Origin of the sequence: Pseudomonas sp. NFPP28 (assembly GCF_900115535.1) — a bacterium.
In the GTDB taxonomy this organism is placed as follows: Bacteria; Pseudomonadota; Gammaproteobacteria; order Pseudomonadales; family Pseudomonadaceae; genus Aquipseudomonas; species Aquipseudomonas extremorientalis.
The window spans coordinates 1-18,510 of record NZ_FOWT01000010.1 but is presented as its reverse complement, the minus strand read 5'-3'; the positions used below and the strand labels follow the sequence as shown (position 1 = coordinate 18,510).

At 55.4% G+C, this 18,510-nt stretch carries 14 protein-coding genes, 4 tRNA genes and 1 rRNA gene; all 19 read right to left on the bottom strand.

Annotated features, from left to right (window positions below; all coding sequences use genetic code 11):
• Nucleotides 1-30 precede the first annotated feature (30 nt).
• Nucleotides 31-2,136: an elongation factor G gene (fusA, locus tag BM110_RS24055; RefSeq protein WP_010206921.1), complete on the bottom strand. Its 2,106-nt coding sequence runs from the start codon at nucleotides 2,134-2,136 to the stop codon at nucleotides 31-33.
• 30 nt (nucleotides 2,137-2,166) lie between these two features.
• Entirely contained in the window at nucleotides 2,167-2,637 is a 471-nt protein-coding gene (gene rpsG, locus BM110_RS24050; protein ID WP_002555493.1) for a 30S ribosomal protein S7, read from the bottom strand.
• Between the two features lie 118 nt (nucleotides 2,638-2,755).
• Nucleotides 2,756-3,127, bottom strand: coding sequence for a 30S ribosomal protein S12 (rpsL, locus tag BM110_RS24045; protein WP_002555494.1), 372 nt, complete (start codon nucleotides 3,125-3,127; stop codon nucleotides 2,756-2,758).
• A 217-nt stretch (nucleotides 3,128-3,344) separates the two neighbouring features.
• The gene (rpoC, locus tag BM110_RS24040) at nucleotides 3,345-7,544 is read right to left on the bottom strand and encodes a DNA-directed RNA polymerase subunit beta' (RefSeq protein ID WP_071489832.1); all 4,200 of its coding nucleotides are present in this window, start codon (nucleotides 7,542-7,544) and stop codon (nucleotides 3,345-3,347) included.
• Between the two features lie 64 nt (nucleotides 7,545-7,608).
• Entirely contained in the window at nucleotides 7,609-11,682 is a 4,074-nt protein-coding gene (gene rpoB / locus BM110_RS24035) for a DNA-directed RNA polymerase subunit beta (RefSeq protein ID WP_010206926.1), read from the bottom strand.
• A 219-nt stretch (nucleotides 11,683-11,901) separates the two neighbouring features.
• Nucleotides 11,902-12,267: a 50S ribosomal protein L7/L12 gene (rplL, locus tag BM110_RS24030; RefSeq protein ID WP_071489831.1), complete on the bottom strand. Its 366-nt coding sequence runs from the start codon at nucleotides 12,265-12,267 to the stop codon at nucleotides 11,902-11,904.
• A gap of 78 nt (nucleotides 12,268-12,345) precedes the next feature.
• Nucleotides 12,346-12,846: a 50S ribosomal protein L10 gene (gene rplJ / locus BM110_RS24025; protein ID WP_016969477.1), complete on the bottom strand. Its 501-nt coding sequence runs from the start codon at nucleotides 12,844-12,846 to the stop codon at nucleotides 12,346-12,348.
• 200 nt (nucleotides 12,847-13,046) lie between these two features.
• On the bottom strand, nucleotides 13,047-13,742 hold the full coding sequence (gene rplA, locus BM110_RS24020) for a 50S ribosomal protein L1 (RefSeq protein WP_003232403.1): 696 nt from the start codon (nucleotides 13,740-13,742) through the stop codon (nucleotides 13,047-13,049).
• Nucleotides 13,742-14,173 carry a 50S ribosomal protein L11 gene (rplK, locus tag BM110_RS24015; protein WP_003176435.1) on the bottom strand — a complete coding sequence of 144 codons (432 nt, stop codon included), beginning with the start codon at nucleotides 14,171-14,173 and terminating at the stop codon, nucleotides 13,742-13,744. The genes rplA and rplK overlap by 1 nt, the downstream gene beginning before the upstream one ends.
• 117 nt (nucleotides 14,174-14,290) lie before the next feature.
• Nucleotides 14,291-14,824: a transcription termination/antitermination protein NusG gene (nusG, locus tag BM110_RS24010; RefSeq protein ID WP_003176436.1), complete on the bottom strand. Its 534-nt coding sequence runs from the start codon at nucleotides 14,822-14,824 to the stop codon at nucleotides 14,291-14,293.
• A gap of 9 nt (nucleotides 14,825-14,833) precedes the next feature.
• Nucleotides 14,834-15,202, bottom strand: coding sequence for a preprotein translocase subunit SecE (secE, locus tag BM110_RS24005; RefSeq protein WP_071489830.1), 369 nt, complete (start codon nucleotides 15,200-15,202; stop codon nucleotides 14,834-14,836).
• Nucleotides 15,203-15,247: 45 nt separating this feature from the next.
• Nucleotides 15,248-15,323: transfer RNA gene (locus BM110_RS24000), tRNA-Trp, on the bottom strand.
• Nucleotides 15,324-15,484: 161 nt separating this feature from the next.
• Nucleotides 15,485-15,560: transfer RNA gene (locus BM110_RS23995), tRNA-Thr, on the bottom strand.
• A gap of 25 nt (nucleotides 15,561-15,585) precedes the next feature.
• Nucleotides 15,586-15,659 (bottom strand) — tRNA-Gly (locus BM110_RS23990).
• Nucleotides 15,660-15,683: 24 nt separating this feature from the next.
• A tRNA-Tyr gene (locus tag BM110_RS23985) sits at nucleotides 15,684-15,768 on the bottom strand.
• A gap of 143 nt (nucleotides 15,769-15,911) precedes the next feature.
• Entirely contained in the window at nucleotides 15,912-16,358 is a 447-nt protein-coding gene (locus BM110_RS23980; protein ID WP_092250509.1) for a hypothetical protein, read from the bottom strand.
• A gap of 7 nt (nucleotides 16,359-16,365) precedes the next feature.
• On the bottom strand, nucleotides 16,366-17,112 hold the full coding sequence (locus BM110_RS23975) for a pantothenate kinase (protein ID WP_092250506.1): 747 nt from the start codon (nucleotides 17,110-17,112) through the stop codon (nucleotides 16,366-16,368).
• The gene (gene birA / locus BM110_RS23970) at nucleotides 17,102-18,061 is read right to left on the bottom strand and encodes a bifunctional biotin--[acetyl-CoA-carboxylase] ligase/biotin operon repressor BirA (RefSeq protein WP_093125520.1); all 960 of its coding nucleotides are present in this window, start codon (nucleotides 18,059-18,061) and stop codon (nucleotides 17,102-17,104) included. Before birA ends, BM110_RS23975 begins: the two co-directional genes overlap by 11 nt.
• A gap of 159 nt (nucleotides 18,062-18,220) precedes the next feature.
• Nucleotides 18,221-18,336: ribosomal RNA gene (gene rrf, locus BM110_RS23965) — 5S ribosomal RNA — on the bottom strand.
• Nucleotides 18,337-18,510: the final 174 nt, after the last annotated feature.

Genomic DNA, 18,510 nt, shown 5'->3' with positions numbered 1-18,510 from the left:
GACAATTAACTCCTTGCCTAAAGGACTGAATCAGCCTTGTTTTTTGGATACAGTTTCAGCGATGTGCGCCGGAGCTGTGTTGTATTTTTTGAATTCCATAGAGTAGCTTGCGCGACCCTGGGACATGGAGCGAACGTCGGTCGCGTAACCGAACATCTCACCCAACGGAACCTCGGCGCGAATCACTTTGCCGGAAACCGTGTCTTCCATACCCAAGATCATGCCGCGACGACGGTTAAGGTCGCCCATGACATCACCCATATAGTCTTCAGGTGTAACAACTTCTACCGCCATGATTGGCTCAAGCAACTCACCACCGCCCTTCTGGGCCAGTTGCTTGGTTGCCATGGAAGCAGCCACCTTAAACGCCATCTCGTTGGAGTCGACGTCGTGGTAAGAACCGTCAAAAACGGTTGCTTTCAGGCCGATCAGCGGATAGCCGGCAACAACACCGTTCTTCATCTGCTCTTCGATACCCTTCTGGATAGCAGGGATGTATTCCTTAGGAACCACACCACCTACCACTTCGTTCACGAATTGCAGACCTTCCTGACCTTCGTCAGCAGGAGCAAAACGGATCCAGCAGTGACCGAACTGACCACGACCGCCGGACTGACGAACGAACTTGCCTTCGATTTCACAGTTCTTCGTGATGCGCTCACGATAGGAAACCTGAGGCTTACCGATGTTGGCTTCGACGTTGAACTCACGGCGCATCCGGTCAACCAGGATGTCCAGGTGCAGCTCGCCCATGCCGGAGATGATCGTTTGACCAGTCTCTTCATCAGTCTTGACGCGGAAAGATGGATCTTCCTGAGCAAGCTTGCCCAGAGCGATACCCATTTTTTCCTGGTCATCCTTGGTCTTAGGCTCTACGGCAACCGAAATAACCGGCTCCGGGAAGTCCATGCGAACCAGGATGATTGGCTTGGCAGCGTCGCACAAAGTCTCGCCCGTGGTGACGTCCTTCATGCCGATCAGGGCCGCGATGTCACCAGCGCGTACTTCCTTGATCTCTTCACGGGCGTTTGCGTGCATTTGCACCATACGACCCACGCGCTCTTTCTTGCCTTTAACCGAGTTGATCACGCCGTCGCCGGAGGCCAACACGCCCGAGTAAACGCGGACGAAGGTCAAAGTACCCACGAATGGGTCGGTTGCGATCTTGAACGCCAGAGCCGAGAACGGCTCGCTGTCATCGGCGTGACGCTCCATTTCTTCTTCCTCGTTATCAGGGTTAGTACCCTTGATAGCAGGAATGTCGGTTGGAGCCGGCAGGTAGTCGATAACGGCGTCGAGAACCAGGGGAACACCCTTGTTCTTGAAGGAAGAACCACAAACAGCCAGGACGATCTCACCAGCGATAGTACGCTGACGCAGAGCAGCCTTGATTTCCACGTTGGTGAGCTCTTCACCCTCGAGGTACTTGTTCATCAGCTCTTCGCTGGCTTCGGCCGCAGCCTCAACCATGTTGTTGCGCCACTCGTCAGCCAGTTCCTGCAGTTCTGCAGGGATAGGCTTGCGAACAGGCACCATGCCTTTGTCGGAGTCATTCCAGTAAACCGCTTCCATATTGATCAGATCGATCTGACCCTGGAAGTTGTCTTCGGAACCGATAGCCAACTGGATTGGCACCGGGGTGTGACCCAGACGCTGTTTGATCTGACCGATCACGCGAAGGAAGTTGGCGCCAGCACGGTCCATCTTGTTTACGTAAACAAGACGTGGAACGCCGTATTTGTTGGCTTGACGCCATACGGTTTCCGACTGAGGCTCAACACCCGAAGTACCGCAGAACACAACGACAGCACCGTCGAGTACACGCAGGGAACGCTCAACTTCAATGGTGAAGTCTACGTGGCCTGGGGTATCGATTACGTTGAAGCGATGCTCGTCTTTGTACTGCTTCTCGGAACCTTTCCAGAAGGCGGTAATAGCAGCAGAAGTAATGGTAATACCACGCTCCTGCTCCTGAACCATCCAGTCTGTGGTCGCGGCGCCGTCATGCACCTCGCCCATTTTGTGACTTTTGCCGGTGTAAAACAGTACGCGCTCGGTGGTGGTGGTTTTACCAGCATCCACGTGAGCAACGATACCGATGTTACGGTAGCGGCTAATCGGAGTAGTACGAGCCATAAAGCCCTCGCAAAATTAGTGAAGCTAAGATTAGAAGCGGTAGTGCGAGAAAGCTTTGTTAGCTTCAGCCATACGGTGCACGTCTTCACGCTTCTTAACAGCAGCACCTTTACCTTCAGCAGCGTCCAACAGCTCGCCGGCCAAACGCAGAGCCATAGACTTCTCGCCGCGCTTACGGGCGAAGTCTACCAACCAGCGCATTGCCAGAGCGTTACGACGGGACGGACGAACTTCGACCGGAACCTGGTAAGTAGCACCGCCTACACGGCGCGACTTCACTTCGACCAGCGGAGCGATGGCGTCGAGAGCTTTCTCGAAGATTTCCAGGGGGTCGCTGTTCTTGCGTTCTTTAACCTTTTCCAGCGCGCCATAAACGATACGCTCGGCAACGGCTTTCTTGCCGCTCTCCATCACGTGGTTCATGAACTTGGCCAGAATTTGGCTTCCGTATTTTGGATCGTCAAGCACTTCGCGCTTGGCTGCTACGCGTCTTCTTGGCATGGATAAGCCCTCAAACGGTCTTCAGGTTCGCTCGGAATCGGTGCCCTTTCGGGACGCCTCCGACCTTACTCTTATCGACTCAGAAAATAAGATGATTCAGTGTTACAAAAAGCCGCTACTACTTAGGCTTCTTGGTACCGTACTTCGAACGACCCTGGTTACGACCTTTAACGCCGGAAGTATCCAAGGAGCCGCGAACGGTGTGATAACGAACACCTGGCAAGTCTTTTACACGACCGCCGCGGATCAGTACCACGCTGTGCTCTTGCAGGTTGTGACCTTCACCACCGATGTACGAGGAAACCTCGAAACCGTTGGTCAGGCGCACACGGCATACTTTACGCAGTGCCGAGTTAGGTTTTTTCGGCGTAGTGGTATACACGCGAGTGCATACGCCACGACGTTGCGGGCAGTTCTGCAGCGCAGGCACGTCGGATTTCTCGACGATACGCTTACGCGGCTGACGTACCAGCTGGTTGATAGTTGCCATCTACTAGCTCCACTGTTGTCTTGCGACGCTATTGTCTTGCAAGAAAAGCAAAATGGCAGGAACGAATTCCCGCCAAATTTAGGGGTACAAGAGTCTAAAGAGGATCTTGCCCCCAGTCAAGGCAAGGCCCCGACATCCCCTCTCATCGAACCGGGACAAAACTGCCTCGATCCGACGAATGGGGGCTACCAGGGCCCGGACTTATTTATCGCAGAACTCAGTTACCGCTGGAGTTCAGCGCTTCGGTCAGTGCAGCTTCCACTTCACTGGCGCTTACGCGCAACGGCTTGTCAGCATCACGGCGGCGTTTACGCTCGCTGTGGTAAGCCAAACCGGTACCGGCCGGGATCAGACGACCCACAACCACGTTTTCTTTCAGGCCGCGCAGGTAATCGCGCTTGCCGGTTACCGCTGCTTCGGTCAGTACGCGAGTGGTCTCCTGGAAGGAGGCCGCCGAGATGAACGATTCAGTCGACAACGACGCCTTGGTGATACCCAGTAGCACGCGAGTGAACTTGGACACGAATTTGTCTTCGGTCGCCAAGCGCTCGTTTTCCACCAGCACGTGAGTCAGTTCCATCTGGTCGCCCTTGATGAAACTGGAATCGCCGGATTCAGCGATTTCAACTTTACGCAGCATCTGACGCAGGATGGTCTCGATGTGCTTATCGTTGATCTTCACGCCTTGCAGGCGGTAAACGTCCTGGATCTCGTTAACGATGTACTTGGCCAGCGCACTCACACCCAGCAGACGCAGGATGTCGTGTGGATCGCTCGGGCCGTCGGAGATAACTTCGCCGCGGTTTACCTGTTCGCCTTCGAACACGTTCAGGTGACGCCACTTCGGAATCAGCTCTTCATACGGATCACTACCGTCGTTCGGAGTAATGACCAGACGGCGCTTGCCCTTGGTCTCTTTACCGAACGCGATGGTGCCGCTGACTTCAGCCAGAATCGACGCTTCTTTCGGACGACGAGCTTCGAACAAGTCGGCAACACGCGGCAGACCACCGGTGATGTCACGGGTTTTCGAAGTTTCTTGCGGGATACGCGCGATAACATCACCGATCGCGATCTTCGCACCATCCGCTACACCGACCAGGGCGTTGGCTGGCAGGAAGTACTGAGCGATTACGTCAGTGCCTGGCAGCAACAAGTCCTTGCCGTTGTCATCGACCATCTTCACGGCAGGACGGATGTCTTTACCGGCAGCTGGACGATCTTTCGCGTCGAGTACTTCAATGTTGGTCATACCGGTCAATTCGTCAGTCTGACGCTTGATCGTGATGCCTTCTTCCATGCCCACGTAGGTCACGGTACCTTTCATTTCGGTAACGATTGGGTGAGTGTGCGGGTCCCACTTGGCCACGATTGCGCCAGCGTCGACCTTGTCACCTTCTTTAACCGAAATCACAGCACCGTACGGCAGCTTGTAACGCTCACGCTCACGACCGTAGTCATCAGCGATTGCCAGCTCACCGGAACGGGACACGGCAACCAGGTGGCCATCCACTCGCTCTACGTGCTTCAGGTTGTGCAGGCGGACAGTACCGCCATTCTTCACCTGAACGCTGTCGGCTGCGGAGGTCCGGCTTGCCGCACCACCGATGTGGAACGTACGCATCGTCAGCTGGGTACCCGGCTCACCGATGGACTGGGCAGCGATAACGCCGACCGCTTCACCGATGTTCACCTGGTGACCACGAGCCAAGTCACGGCCGTAGCACTTGGCGCAGATGCCGTAGCGGGTTTCGCAGCTGATCGGCGAGCGAACGATCACTTCGTCGATGCTGTTGAGTTCGATGAACTCGACCCACTTCTCGTCTACCAGGGTGCCGGCAGGAACGATAACTTCCTCGGTGCCTGGCTTGAACACGTCACGGGCAATAACACGACCCAATACGCGCTCACCCAACGGCTCTACAACGTCACCGCCTTCAATGTGCGGCGTCATCAGCAGGCCGTGCTCGGTACCACAATCGATCTCGGTTACAACCAGATCTTGTGCAACGTCTACCAGACGGCGAGTCAGGTAACCGGAGTTAGCGGTTTTCAACGCGGTATCCGCAAGACCCTTACGAGCACCGTGAGTCGAGATGAAGTACTGAAGTACGCTCAAACCTTCACGGAAGTTCGCAGTAATCGGCGTTTCGATGATGGAACCGTCCGGCTTGGCCATCAGGCCACGCATACCGGCGAGCTGACGGATCTGCGCAGCAGAACCCCGTGCGCCCGAGTCGGCCATCATGTACATCGAGTTGAAGGACTCTTGGTCAACTTCGTCGCCATGACGGTCGATGACTTTCTCTTTCGAGAGGTTGGCCATCATCGCCTTGGAAACTTCATCGTTCGCCTTGGACCAAAGGTCGATTACCTTGTTGTACTTCTCACCCTGGGTTACCAGGCCGGAGGCGTACTGGCTTTCGATTTCTTTCACTTCTTCGGTGGCAGCGCCGATGATGCGGGCTTTTTCATCCGGGATAACAAAGTCGTTAACGCCGATGGAAACGCCGGAAATGGTCGAGTAAGCAAAACCGGTATACATCAACTGGTCAGCGAAGATCACGGTCTCTTTCAAACCAACCACGCGGTAGCACTGGTTGATCAACTTGGAGATCGCCTTTTTCTTCATCGGCAGGTTGACGACGTCGTACGACAGACCTTTTGGCACAACTTGATACAACAGCGCACGGCCGACAGTGGTGTCGACGATACGAGTGTTGGTCACGCTGCCGCCGTCACGGTCGTTGACGGTTTCGTTGATCCGCACTTTGACCTTGGCGTGCAATGCGGCTTCGCCGGCACGGAACACACGGTCAACTTCTTGCAGGTCAGCGAACACACGACCTTCGCCCTTGGCGTTGATCGCTTCACGCGTCATGTAGTACAGACCCAATACAACGTCCTGCGACGGAACGATGATTGGCTCACCGTTGGCTGGCGACAGAATGTTGTTGGTCGACATCATCAATGCACGCGCTTCCAACTGGGCTTCCAGTGTCAGCGGTACGTGCACGGCCATTTGGTCGCCGTCGAAGTCGGCGTTGTACGCAGCACAGACCAACGGGTGCAGCTGGATAGCCTTACCTTCGATCAGTACCGGTTCAAACGCCTGGATACCCAGACGGTGAAGGGTCGGTGCACGGTTGAGGAGAACCGGGTGTTCGCGGATCACCTCAGCGAGAACGTCCCAAACCTCTGGCAGTTCGCGCTCGACCATTTTCTTGGCCGCTTTGATGGTGGTCGCGAGACCGCGCATTTCCAGCTTGCCGAAGATGAATGGCTTGAACAGCTCAAGTGCCATCTTCTTAGGCAGACCGCACTGGTGCAGACGCAGGGTCGGGCCTACGGTAATTACCGAACGACCAGAGTAGTCAACACGCTTACCGAGCAGGTTCTGACGGAAACGACCTTGCTTACCCTTGATCATGTCAGCCAGGGATTTCAGAGGACGCTTGTTGGAACCGGTGATAGCGCGGCCACGGCGACCGTTGTCGAGCAAGGCATCGACAGCTTCTTGCAACATACGCTTTTCGTTGCGCACGATGATGTCCGGAGCGGACAGATCAAGCAGGCGCTTCAAGCGGTTGTTACGGTTGATCACGCGACGGTACAGGTCGTTGAGGTCGGAAGTCGCGAAACGACCACCATCCAACGGTACCAGTGGACGCAGGTCAGGCGGCAGAACCGGCAGAACGGTCAGCACCATCCACTCTGGCAAGTTGCCGGAACCCTGAAAGGCTTCCATCAACTTCAGACGCTTGGACAGCTTCTTGATCTTGGTTTCGGAGTTGGTTTGCGGAATTTCTTCACGCAGACGGCCAATCTCGTGCTCCAGGTCGATAGCGTGCAGCAGTTCGCGGACAGCTTCGGCACCCATGCGAGCATCGAAATCGTCACCGAATTCTTCCAGCGCCTCGAAGTACTGCTCGTCGTTCAGCAACTGACCTTTTTCAAGGGTGGTCATGCCTGGATCGATAACGACATAGCTCTCGAAGTAGAGAACGCGCTCGATATCACGCAGGGTCATGTCCATCAGCAAGCCGATACGGGACGGCAGCGATTTCAGGAACCAGATGTGGGCAACCGGCGAAGCCAGTTCGATGTGCGCCATGCGCTCACGACGAACCTTGGCCAGTGCAACTTCAACGCCGCACTTCTCGCAGATCACACCACGGTGCTTCAAGCGCTTGTACTTACCGCACAGGCACTCGTAATCCTTTACCGGGCCAAAGATCTTGGCGCAGAACAGGCCGTCACGCTCAGGTTTGAACGTACGGTAGTTGATGGTTTCCGGCTTTTTAACTTCACCGAACGACCACGAACGGATCATCTCAGGCGATGCCAACCCAATACGGATGGCGTCGAACTCTTCGACTTGACCCTGGTTTTTCAGCAAATTCAGTAGGTCTTTCAAGGCCTTTCCTCCTGGCGGAGCAGAGAGCGGGCATCACTGCCCCGCTCTCGATTCGCGTCACGTGTTATTCGGTTTCCAGATCGATATCGATGCCGAGGGAACGAATTTCTTTGATCAACACGTTGAAGGACTCGGGCATGCCCGGCTCCATACGGTGATCGCCGTCCACGATGTTTTTGTACATCTTGGTCCGACCGTTCACATCGTCCGACTTCACTGTGAGCATTTCTTGCAGAGTGTAAGCAGCACCGTATGCTTCCAGTGCCCAGACCTCCATCTCCCCGAAACGCTGACCACCGAACTGAGCCTTACCACCCAGCGGCTGCTGGGTAACCAGGCTGTACGAACCGGTAGAACGAGCGTGCATCTTGTCGTCTACCAAGTGGTTCAGCTTCAGCATGTACATGTAGCCAACAGTAACCGGACGCTCGAACTTGTTGCCGGTACGGCCGTCGAACAGCTGCATCTGGCCGCTTTCTGGCAGATCCGCCAGTTTGAGCATGGCCTTGATTTCGCTTTCCTTGGCACCGTCGAACACCGGGGTAGCCATTGGAACACCGCCGCGCAGGTTCTTCGCCAGATCCAGGATTTCCTGGTCAGAGAAGGTGTCCAGCTCTTCGTTGCGACCGCCGATCTCGTTGTAGATCTCGTGCAGGAACTTACGCAGGTCGGCGACCTTGCGCTGCTCCTCGATCATACGGTTGATCTTCTCGCCCAGCCCTTTGGCCGCGAGGCCCAGGTGGGTTTCAAGGATCTGACCAACGTTCATACGCGAAGGTACGCCCAACGGGTTGAGGACGACGTCGACCGGGGTGCCATTGGCATCGTGCGGCATGTCTTCAACCGGCATGATCACGGAGACCACACCTTTGTTACCGTGACGACCGGCCATCTTGTCGCCCGGCTGGATGCGGCGACGGATTGCCAGGTAAACCTTGACGATCTTCAGCACGCCTGGAGCCAGGTCATCGCCCTGCTGCAGTTTGCGCTTCTTGTCTTCGAACTTGTCGTCCAGCAGACGGCGGCGATCAACGATGTAGGCCTGGGCCTTCTCGAGCTGCTCGTTCAGAGCATCTTCAGCCATACGCAGTTTGAACCACTGGCCGTGCTCAAGACCGTCGAGGATTTCGTCGGTGATGTCCTGCCCCTTCTTCAGACCTGCGCCGCCTTCAGCCTTATGGCCTACCAGGGCGGAACGCAGACGTTCGAAAGTCGCGCCTTCAACGATACGGAACTCTTCGTTCAGATCCTTGCGGATCTCGTCGAGCTGGGTCTTCTCGATGGACAGTGCACGAGCATCACGCTCGACGCCGTCACGGGTGAAGACCTGTACGTCGATGACAGTACCTTTGGTACCGGTAGGTACGCGCAGGGAGGTGTCTTTAACGTCGCTGGCTTTTTCACCGAAGATGGCACGCAGCAGCTTCTCTTCCGGAGTCAGCTGGGTCTCGCCTTTCGGAGTGACCTTACCGACCAGGATGTCACCTGCGCCTACTTCAGCACCTACGTAGACGATACCGGCTTCGTCCAGCTTGTTCAGTGCAGCTTCACCCACGTTCGGGATGTCTGCAGTGATTTCCTCTGGGCCAAGCTTGGTGTCACGGGCCACACAGGTCAGTTCCTGAATGTGGATCGTGGTGAAACGGTCTTCTTGAACAACACGCTCGGACAGGCAGATGGAGTCTTCGAAGTTGAAGCCGTTCCATGCCATGAACGCGATGCGCATGTTCTGACCAAGCGCCAGTTCACCCATGTCGGTGGACGGGCCGTCGGCCATGATGTCGCTACGCTGAACGCGATCACCCTTGCTCACCAGCGGACGCTGGTTGATGCAGGTGTTCTGGTTCGAGCGGGTGTATTTGGTCAGGTTGTAGATGTCGACACCGGCTTCGCCAGTTTCAACTTCGTCATCGGCAACACGAACCACAATACGGCTGGCATCAACGGAGTCGATTACGCCGCCACGGCGAGCCACGACGCAAACGCCGGAGTCACGGGCTACGTTACGCTCCATGCCGGTACCTACCAGCGGCTTGTCAGCGCGCAGGGTCGGTACAGCTTGACGCTGCATGTTGGAACCCATCAACGCACGGTTGGCGTCATCGTGCTCCAGGAACGGGATCAGCGACGCTGCTACCGAAACTACCTGCTTCGGCGAAACGTCCATCAAGGTGACGTCTTCCGGCGCCTTGACGGTGAACTCGTTCAAGTGACGAACAGCTACCAGCTCGTCGACCAGGACTTTCTTGTCATTCATCGTGGCCGAAGCCTGGGCGATCACGTGATCAGCTTCTTCGATGGCGGACAGGAAAACGATCTCGTCGGTGACCAAAGCGTCTTTCACCACACGGTACGGGCTCTCGAGGAAGCCGTATTGGTTGGTGCGCGCATAAGCGGCCAGGGAGTTGATCAGACCGATGTTCGGACCTTCCGGCGTTTCGATCGGGCAAACACGACCGTAGTGCGTCGGGTGTACGTCACGCACTTCAAAGCCGGCACGCTCACGGGTCAGACCGCCCGGGCCCAGTGCGGAGACACGGCGCTTGTGGGTGATCTCGGAGAGCGGGTTGTTCTGGTCCATGAACTGGGACAGCTGGCTGGAACCGAAGAACTCTTTCACCGCCGCAGCTACTGGCTTGGCGTTGATCAGGTCTTGCGGCATCAGGCCTTCGCTTTCAGCCATCGACAGACGCTCTTTGACCGCACGTTCAACACGTACCAGGCCAACGCGGAACTGGTTCTCGGCCATTTCGCCTACACAGCGAACACGACGGTTACCCAGGTGGTCGATGTCATCGACGATGCCTTTGCCGTTACGGATGTCGACCAGGGTCTTCAGTACCGCGACGATGTCTTCCTTGCACAGCACGCCCGAACCTTCGATCTCGGTACGACCGATACGACGGTTGAACTTCATCCGGCCGACCGCAGAAAGGTCATAGCGCTCAGGGCTGAAGAACAGGTTGTTGAACAGGGTCTCGGCAGCGTCTTTGGTTGGTGGCTCGCCCGGACGCATCATGCGATAGATCTCGACCAGCGCTTCCAATTGGTTGCTGGTGGAGTCGATCTTCAGCGTGTCGGAGATGAACGGACCGCAGTCGATGTCGTTGGTGTACAGGGTCTCGATGCGAACGACCTGAGCCTTGGCGATTTTGGCCAGGATCTCGGTGTTCAGCTCGGTGTTGCACTCAGCCAGGATTTCGCCTGTAGCCGGGTGAACGATGACCTTGGCGGTAGTACGACCCAGGACGTAGTCCAGAGGCACTTCCAGCTCTTTGATACCGGCTTTTTCGATCTGGTTGATGTGGCGCGCAGTGATACGGCGGCCAGCTTCAACAATGACCTTGCCTTTTTCATCCTGGATGTCCAGGACGGCAATTTCACCACGCAGACGCGAAGCGATCAGCTCCAGCTTGAGGGTTTCATCCTTCAGGCTGAACACGTTGGTGGTATAGAAAGCGTCCAGCACTTGCTCAGTGGTGTAGCCGAGCGCGCGCAGCAGTACCGAGGCCGGCAGCTTGCGACGACGGTCGATACGCACGAACACGCAGTCTTTCGGGTCGAACTCGAAGTCCAACCACGAACCACGGTACGGAATGATCCGCGCGGAGTACAGGAGCTTGCCGGAGCTGTGCGTCTTGCCGCGGTCGTGGTCGAAGAACACGCCCGGGGAACGGTGCAGCTGGGAAACGATCACACGCTCGGTGCCATTGATAACGAAGGTACCGTTCTCGGTCATCAATGGGATTTCGCCCATGTAGACTTCTTGCTCTTTGATGTCCTTGATCGCTTTGTTCGACGATTCTTTGTCGAAAATGATCAGACGGACTTTTACCCGCAAAGGTACGGCGTACGTAACACCGCGCAACACGCATTCTTTGACATCAAATGCCGGTTCGCCCAGGCGATAACCGACGTACTCCAGCGCAGCATTGCCGGAGTAGCTGATGATCGGGAAAACGGATTTGAAGGCCGCATGCAGGCCCACGTCGCGGAACTGATCTTTGGTCGCTCCCGCCTGCAAGAATTCACGATACGAATCCAGCTGGATAGCCAGAAGGTACGGGACATCCATGACGTCCGGCAACTTGCTAAAGTCCTTGCGGATACGTTTTTTCTCAGTATATGAGTAAGCCATCAGCGTTCCCCAGCTTGGTCACCTGCTTGTTTGGCCCCTCCGACGGGAGCAGCCAGAAAATCTTGCAAACCCCATGGTTTGCACCACCGCATCGGGTGGTTACAGCGCGTTAGTGGCGGCGACCGAGTCGACAGCCAAGAACGGAAAAAGGCCGGTGGCAAGAGCCACCAGCCATCAGCCTTCAGCTTAACGCTTGGGCTGGAGACGCAAGGTCGATGCTTACTTCAGCTCGACTTTAGCGCCTGCTTCTTCCAGCACTGCTTTAGCTTTGTCAGCGGCGTCTTTCGACACTGCTTCCAGAACCTGGGCAGGAGCGCCGTCAACTACAGCCTTGGCTTCTTTCAGGCCCAGACCGGTCAGTTCACGTACTGCCTTGATCACGTTTACTTTCTTCTCGCCAGCTTCTACCAGCATGACGTTGAATTCGGTTTGCTCTTCAGCAGCAACAGCAGCAACAGCTGGGCCAGCGGAAGCAGCGGCAGCGGAAACGCCGAATTTTTCTTCGAAAGCTTTGATCAGCTCAACAACCTGCAGAACCGACATTTCAGCTACGGCGTTGAGGATATCGTCTTGGGAGATAGACATTGCTGTATTTCCTGAATTGGGGGACGGCCTACTCGGCCATCGAAATAAACAAAAATACGCGAGAGAAGTCGCTCAGCCTTAGGCTGCGGCAGCTTCTTTTTGCTCGCGAACTGCGGCCAGAGTACGAGCCAGCTTGCTGGTAGCGCCTTGAATCACGCTCATCAGCTGCGAAATGGCTTCGTCGCGGGTCGGCAGTGTTGCCAGTACGTCGATTTGGTTAGCTGCGAGGAACTTGCCCTCGAACGCAGCTGCCTTGATCTCGAACTTATCCTGACTCTTGGCGAATTCCTTGAACAAACGGGCAGCAGCGCCTGGATGTTCCTTGGAGAACGCGATCAGAGTCGGGCCGGTGAACACGTCGTTGAGGACACTGTATTCAGTGTCAGCAACAGCGCGCTTGAGCAGGGTGTTACGTACAACACGTACGTATACGCCAGCTTCACGAGCCTCTTTACGGAGTCCGGTCATAGCGCCTACTGTCACACCACGGGCATCAGCCACGACAGCGGACAGAGCAGCTTTGGCAGCCTCGTTGACTTCAGCGACGATGGCCTTCTTGTCTTCGAGATTAATTGCCACGGGTTTAACTCCTGCTTGTTACCGTTTCATCTGGCCGGAGCCGGATGTCGTTTTGGTGTCTGATTCGGTAAGGAACCGGGAGCACCATCTGCGTAGGCTTGTGGTTTAAGACTTGCGTCGCCTACGGTCTTGGATAGCCCCCGCCAGGCAGGGACCCCAATTTTTTTCAATTGGCGCGATCGCTCGCACCAATCTGTGTCTTATACGTCCAGTGAGCCTTGGTCGATGACCAGACCTGGGCCCATAGTAGTGCTCAGGGTAACGCGCTTGACGTAGATACCTTTCGAAGAAGCTGGCTTGATACGCTTCAGATCAGCGATCAGGGCTTCAACGTTTTCCTTCAGCTTGACGGCATCGAAGCCGACTTTGCCAACGGAGGTGTGAATGATGCCGTTTTTGTCGGTGCGATAACGAACCTGACCAGCCTTGGCGTTTTTAACCGCGGTGGCTACGTCTGGCGTTACGGTACCGACTTTCGGGTTAGGCATCAGACCACGTGGACCCAGGATCTGACCCAACTGACCTACAACGCGCATTGCATCCGGGGATGCAATAACTACGTCGTAGTTCAGGTCGCCGCCTTTCATTTCGGCAGCCAGGTCGTCCATGCCAACGCGGTCAGCGCCAGCGGCCAGAGCAGCTTCAGCTGCTGGGCCTTGGGTGAAGACAGCTACACGTACAGTCTTGCCAGTACCGTGTGGCAGCACAGTAGCGCTACGAACGACCTGGTCGGATTTACGTGGGTCAACACCCAGGTTTACAGCAACGTCAACAGACTCGCTGAACTTGACAGTCGACAGCTCGGTCAGCAGGGCAGCGGCGTCTACAAAATTGTAGGCCTTGCCTGCTTCGATTTTGCCGGCGATAGCCTTTTGGCGCTTGGTCAGCTTAGCCATTACACACCCTCCACGTTAAGGCCCATGCTACGAGCAGAGCCGGCGATGGTACGCACGGCTGCATCCATATCAGCTGCAGTCAGATCCGCGTTTTTGGTTTTCGCGATTTCTTCCAGCTGAGCACGAGTTACGGTGCCAACCTTAACGGTGTTAGGACGAGCGGAACCGCTAGTCAGACCAGCAGCTTTCTTCAACAGAACCGAAGCCGGAGTCGACTTGGTTTCGAAAGTGAAGCTACGGTCGCTGTATACAGTGATGATCACTGGAGTCGGCAGACCTGGCTCAAGACCCTGAGTACGGGCGTTGAAGGCCTTGCAGAATTCCATGATGTTCACGCCGTGCTGACCCAGAGCTGGACCGACGGGTGGGCTAGGGTTGGCCTGAGCGGCCTTCACTTGCAGCTTGATGTAAGCGGTAATCTTCTTGGCCATGAGGCACTCCAATTACGGGTTCAAACGCCTCGAAAGGCTCCCCGGTTACTTGCGCGTTTATCCCAGTGACGACAAAACCCCACAGCCTAAGGCTGCGGGGTTGGGATGCTTGCTCAGCTAGACCTTCTCGACCTGGCTGAACTCCAGCTCTACCGGAGTAGAGCGACCGAAAATGAGCACTGCCACTTGGATCCGGCTCTTTTCGTAGTTAACTTCTTCGACAGTACCGTTGAAATCAGCAAACGGACCATCTGTGACACGAACAACCTCACCCGGCTCGAAAAGCGTCTTCGGCTTAGGCTTGTCGCTACCATCAGCAACGCGGCGCAGAATCGCTTCTGCCTCTTTGTCGGTGATAGGAGCAGGCTTATCAGCGGTACCGCCAATGAAACCCATGACACGAGGAGTGTCCTTGACCAAGTGCCAAGTACCTTCATTCATGTCCATCTGAACCAGCACATAGCCAGGGAAGAACTTGCGTTCGCTTTTGCGCTTCTGACCATTCCGCATTTCAACCACTTCTTCAGTGGGAACCAGAATTTCGCCGAAGCCATCTTCCATGCCTGCCAGCTTTACGCGCTCCAGCAAAGAGCGCATAACATGCTTCTCGTAACCCGAGTAAGCATGAACAACGTACCAACGCTTAGCCACGGGACACCCTTAGCCAACAATCAAGGAAACAAGCCAGCCGAGCAGGGAATCAAGACCCCACAACAGCAACGCCATAACCAGAACAACAGCCACAACGATCAACGTGGTCTGCGTGGTTTCTTGGCGAGTCGGCCAAACGACTTTACGAATTTCGGTGCGAGCTTCCTTTACCAGGATCGCGAAAGATTTGCCTTTGGCGGTCTGCAGGCCCACAAAGGCAGCCACAGCAGCTAGGGCAAGCAATGCGAGCACGCGGTACAGGATCGGCGAAGCAGAGTAGTACTGATTGCCAACAACGCCTACGACCACCAAGGCGACTACAGCGAGCCACTTGACCAGATCGAAACGAGAGCTTTGAGCTTCAGCCTTAGGAGTCATCTATGAAGATCCTGTGAAAAGAAAGCCAGACACACCACGTGAATCTGGCAGGTCAGGAGGGAATCGAACCCCCAACCTACGGTTTTGGAGACCGTCGCTCTGCCAATTGAGCTACTGACCTAAAACAAAATCAGGCCGACCATTATGCAGGCCCGAAAAAGACTTTACAACAACCAACCCCACTAGACCTGAAATCACCTGGCAATAACGCCAGTCTCAACACCTTCAAGCCGAGGCAGCTGTTAAAACAAAGGCAGATATTTTCATATCTGCCTTGTTATATGGAGCTCTTGAGCGGATTTGAACCGCTGACCTCACCCTTACCAAGGGTGTGCTCTACCAACTGAGCTACAAGAGCAAAACACCTGCACAACCTGCAAACTTGGAGCGGGTAGCGGGAATCGAACCCGCATCATCAGCTTGGAAGGCTGAGGTTCTACCACTAAACTATACCCGCGGAGCTTGCAGCTCACGCTAAAAATGGTGGAGGGGGAAGGATTCGAACCTTCGAAGTCGTAGACGTCAGATTTACAGTCTGATCCCTTTGGCCGCTCGGGAACCCCTCCTAAGCGAGCCGGCATTTTACATTACGCCGACCTTCTGTCAAGCATTTTCTCATTTAAAAATATGAGGTTAGCTGCATTGACCTTCGCTTCACACTGTAGGCCTAGAAGGTCTTCACTGCGAAGCGGGCGCCATTCTATGCAAACTATTCGAGAGTTGCAACGCCTTCGCACAACATTATTTTATGTTTTAACTCATTGAATTCCTTAGCAAGGTTTTCAAAGGGCAGATCGTCAGCCAGGCGTCGGCTTTCAGGGGCTACTCGAAGCCAATAGCCGGAGGCGTCTGTAGTATTGAGCAATAGAAGCTTGACCTTTATATCCAGACTTGTGAGCCGCTGCTCAACAGACTGTGCTTGACGCTGATCCGCAAAACCACCGATGTACAAGCAAGTATTTTGCGCTTCAGATGCTTTTACGCGGTCTCTGCGCACCACGGCATCAGAAGATTCGCTGAGAAGCCGAATATCCTGCTGCGCTCCCCTGTACAGGCTTAGAGGCGTGACATCCTTGGCGCGCAGCGGCGCTTCTTGCTGATGCCAAATGTAATAGAAGGCGTTGAGGACAAGTAAAAGCAAAAACAACCAACGCATAACCACCTCAGGACAAAGGACAAGCCATCGCCAAACCGACAAACACCAGATCGGGCACGAGCCGCGCCTGCGGCACTGCATCAGCCACTAAATCAGCGTCCCCCCCAGTCAGGAACACGATGAAGTCATCACCCCAGTAGCTTCGCGCCAACTCTAACTGAGTGAGTACAAACCCTCTCAGCATCAGTGTGCAGCCGCGCTCCACTGCCTCGACGGTCGTACGGCCAGGGGAGAGGCGCTCAAGCGCCCTTTCAGCAGCTGCGTCGTCGTAGCGTATTTTACGCGTGTGAGTGCGCAGTTGGTTGCGCATGAGAGGCATACCCGGGCAAATGAAACCGCCCAAGTGCTCGCCATCGGCCGCAATGAAATCCGCTGTGGCTGCCGTACCAAAATCAAGCACCAGGCAAGCGCCTCGCGCGAGCTTGAATCCACCTAGCATCGCCAACCAGCGGTCAAGGCCGAGACGCTCGAAATCTTCGTAACCGTTGCGCACTCCGCCCATTTCACGCGCGGGAGCAGCGCACGAAACAGTAATACCGAACGCCTCATGCAGAGCCGCGACCAACTTGCTTGTTTCTTCCAGCGCACGAACGCTCACCAAGCGACAGCGCGTCAGCAACAATCCAGGAAGGGCCAACAGGCTTTCAATCAAAGCCAGGTCCGAACCAACCACCCCCTCCGACGAGGCACTGGGGCTATCAGCAAGTACACGCCATTTGATAAAGCTATTCCCACAGTCGAGCTCAAGAATCATCACGCAACCTCAGGCTTAACTCACCACCACTGTATACTTTCTCAACGCCATCAACACTCAAGCGCAATGCCCCTTGGCGATCTACACCCAGCACAACCCCATCGACCTGGTGGACACCCGCGATAAGGGAGACCGGCCGGCCCTGCCAAGCGTGATTTTGCTCCCACTCTCCCTGAAGCGCGACAAAACCGCCTTCCCGATGCCGCTCAAGGTAGCCTTGCAGCTGCCGCCCCAGTTGCGACACCAGAAGGTTGCGATCCACCTGAACCCCCGTCTCAAGCTGCACCGAGGTCCATTGTTGATCGACCTCGTCAGCCCTCTGCATATTCACGTTGATACCTATTCCCAGGACCACGTGGCAGATATCCGCGGGATCACCTACCAATTCCAGCAAAATTCCAGCAATTTTCTTCTGCCCTACCAAAACATCGTTCGGCCACTTCAAGGCCAGGCCCTGAACACCAGACTCGCGCAAGGCCTGCACGACCGCCAAACCCACAACCAGGCTTAGTCCCTCCAGTTGGCGCAGACCCGCCTCAATACGCAATACGAGGCTGTAATAAACGTTTTGCGCGAACGGACTGACCCACTTTCGCCCTCTCCTACCTCTTCCCGCAGTTTGCTGCTCCGCGAGCACCAGGAACGGCGCCGCGCATCCAGCGTCTACCAGCCGCAAAGCTTCAGCATTAGTGGAGTCAATGGAGTCGGAGATATGAACGGGCCATCTCAGCGATGGCGCACTCCGCGAAATCTCTTCAGCACTCAAGAACACCAATGGGGATGCCAGCTGATACCCCTTGCCTCGCACCTTATGAATTGGCAGATTCAACTCTGCCTCCAGGTGCTGCAGCTGCTTCCATACAGCACTGCGACTGACGCCGAGGGCGGCACCCAGTGCTTCTCCGGAATGGAATCGGCCATCTTTCAGAAGTTTCAACAACGTCAGCATGCAAGCATCGCCTTACAATGAGGCACGCATGATAGCCATGCGCAGGGTCATTGCATAGAAAGGCTGGACTTTAGCGCTGGAGGCCACACTCAGCGCACTTTCCGACCGCCCAAAACAAAACCCCTGACTGCGTTAGCAATCAGGGGTTCTGGAATTTAATCTTGACGATGACCTACTCTCACATGGGGAAACCCCACACTACCATCGGCGATGCATCGTTTCACTACTGAGTTCGGGATGGGATCAGGTGGTTCCAATGCTCTATGGTCGTCAAGAAATTCGGGTACTGAGTCGCGGCCTGGGCCTCGCTTCAGCAAATTGGGTATGTGACAGCTTTCGGTGTTTTGTGAACGTCGAACTTTCGGTTCATTTCGTCTTCACACACCGCAATCTGATGCTCGTTAGAGTAGTCAAATTGCTTGGGTGTTATATGGTCAAGCCTCACGGGC

Coding starts and splice junctions, on each gene's coding strand:
- fusA (WP_010206921.1), bottom strand. CDS start 2,136: ATGGCTCGTACTACTCCGATTAGCCGCTACCGTAACATCGGTATCGTT.
- rpsG (WP_002555493.1), bottom strand. CDS start 2,637: ATGCCAAGAAGACGCGTAGCAGCCAAGCGCGAAGTGCTTGACGATCCA.
- rpsL (WP_002555494.1), bottom strand. CDS start 3,127: ATGGCAACTATCAACCAGCTGGTACGTCAGCCGCGTAAGCGTATCGTC.
- rpoB (WP_010206926.1), bottom strand. CDS start 11,682: ATGGCTTACTCATATACTGAGAAAAAACGTATCCGCAAGGACTTTAGC.
- rplL (WP_071489831.1), bottom strand. CDS start 12,267: ATGTCTATCTCCCAAGACGATATCCTCAACGCCGTAGCTGAAATGTCG.
- rplA (WP_003232403.1), bottom strand. CDS start 13,742: ATGGCTAAGCTGACCAAGCGCCAAAAGGCTATCGCCGGCAAAATCGAA.
- rplK (WP_003176435.1), bottom strand. CDS start 14,173: ATGGCCAAGAAGATTACCGCTTACATCAAGCTGCAAGTGAAGGCCGCT.
- secE (WP_071489830.1), bottom strand. CDS start 15,202: ATGACTCCTAAGGCTGAAGCTCAAAGCTCTCGTTTCGATCTGGTCAAG.
- BM110_RS23980 (WP_092250509.1), bottom strand. CDS start 16,358: ATGCGTTGGTTGTTTTTGCTTTTACTTGTCCTCAACGCCTTCTATTAC.
- BM110_RS23975 (WP_092250506.1), bottom strand. CDS start 17,112: ATGATTCTTGAGCTCGACTGTGGGAATAGCTTTATCAAATGGCGTGTA.
- birA (WP_093125520.1), bottom strand. CDS start 18,061: ATGCTGACGTTGTTGAAACTTCTGAAAGATGGCCGATTCCATTCCGGA.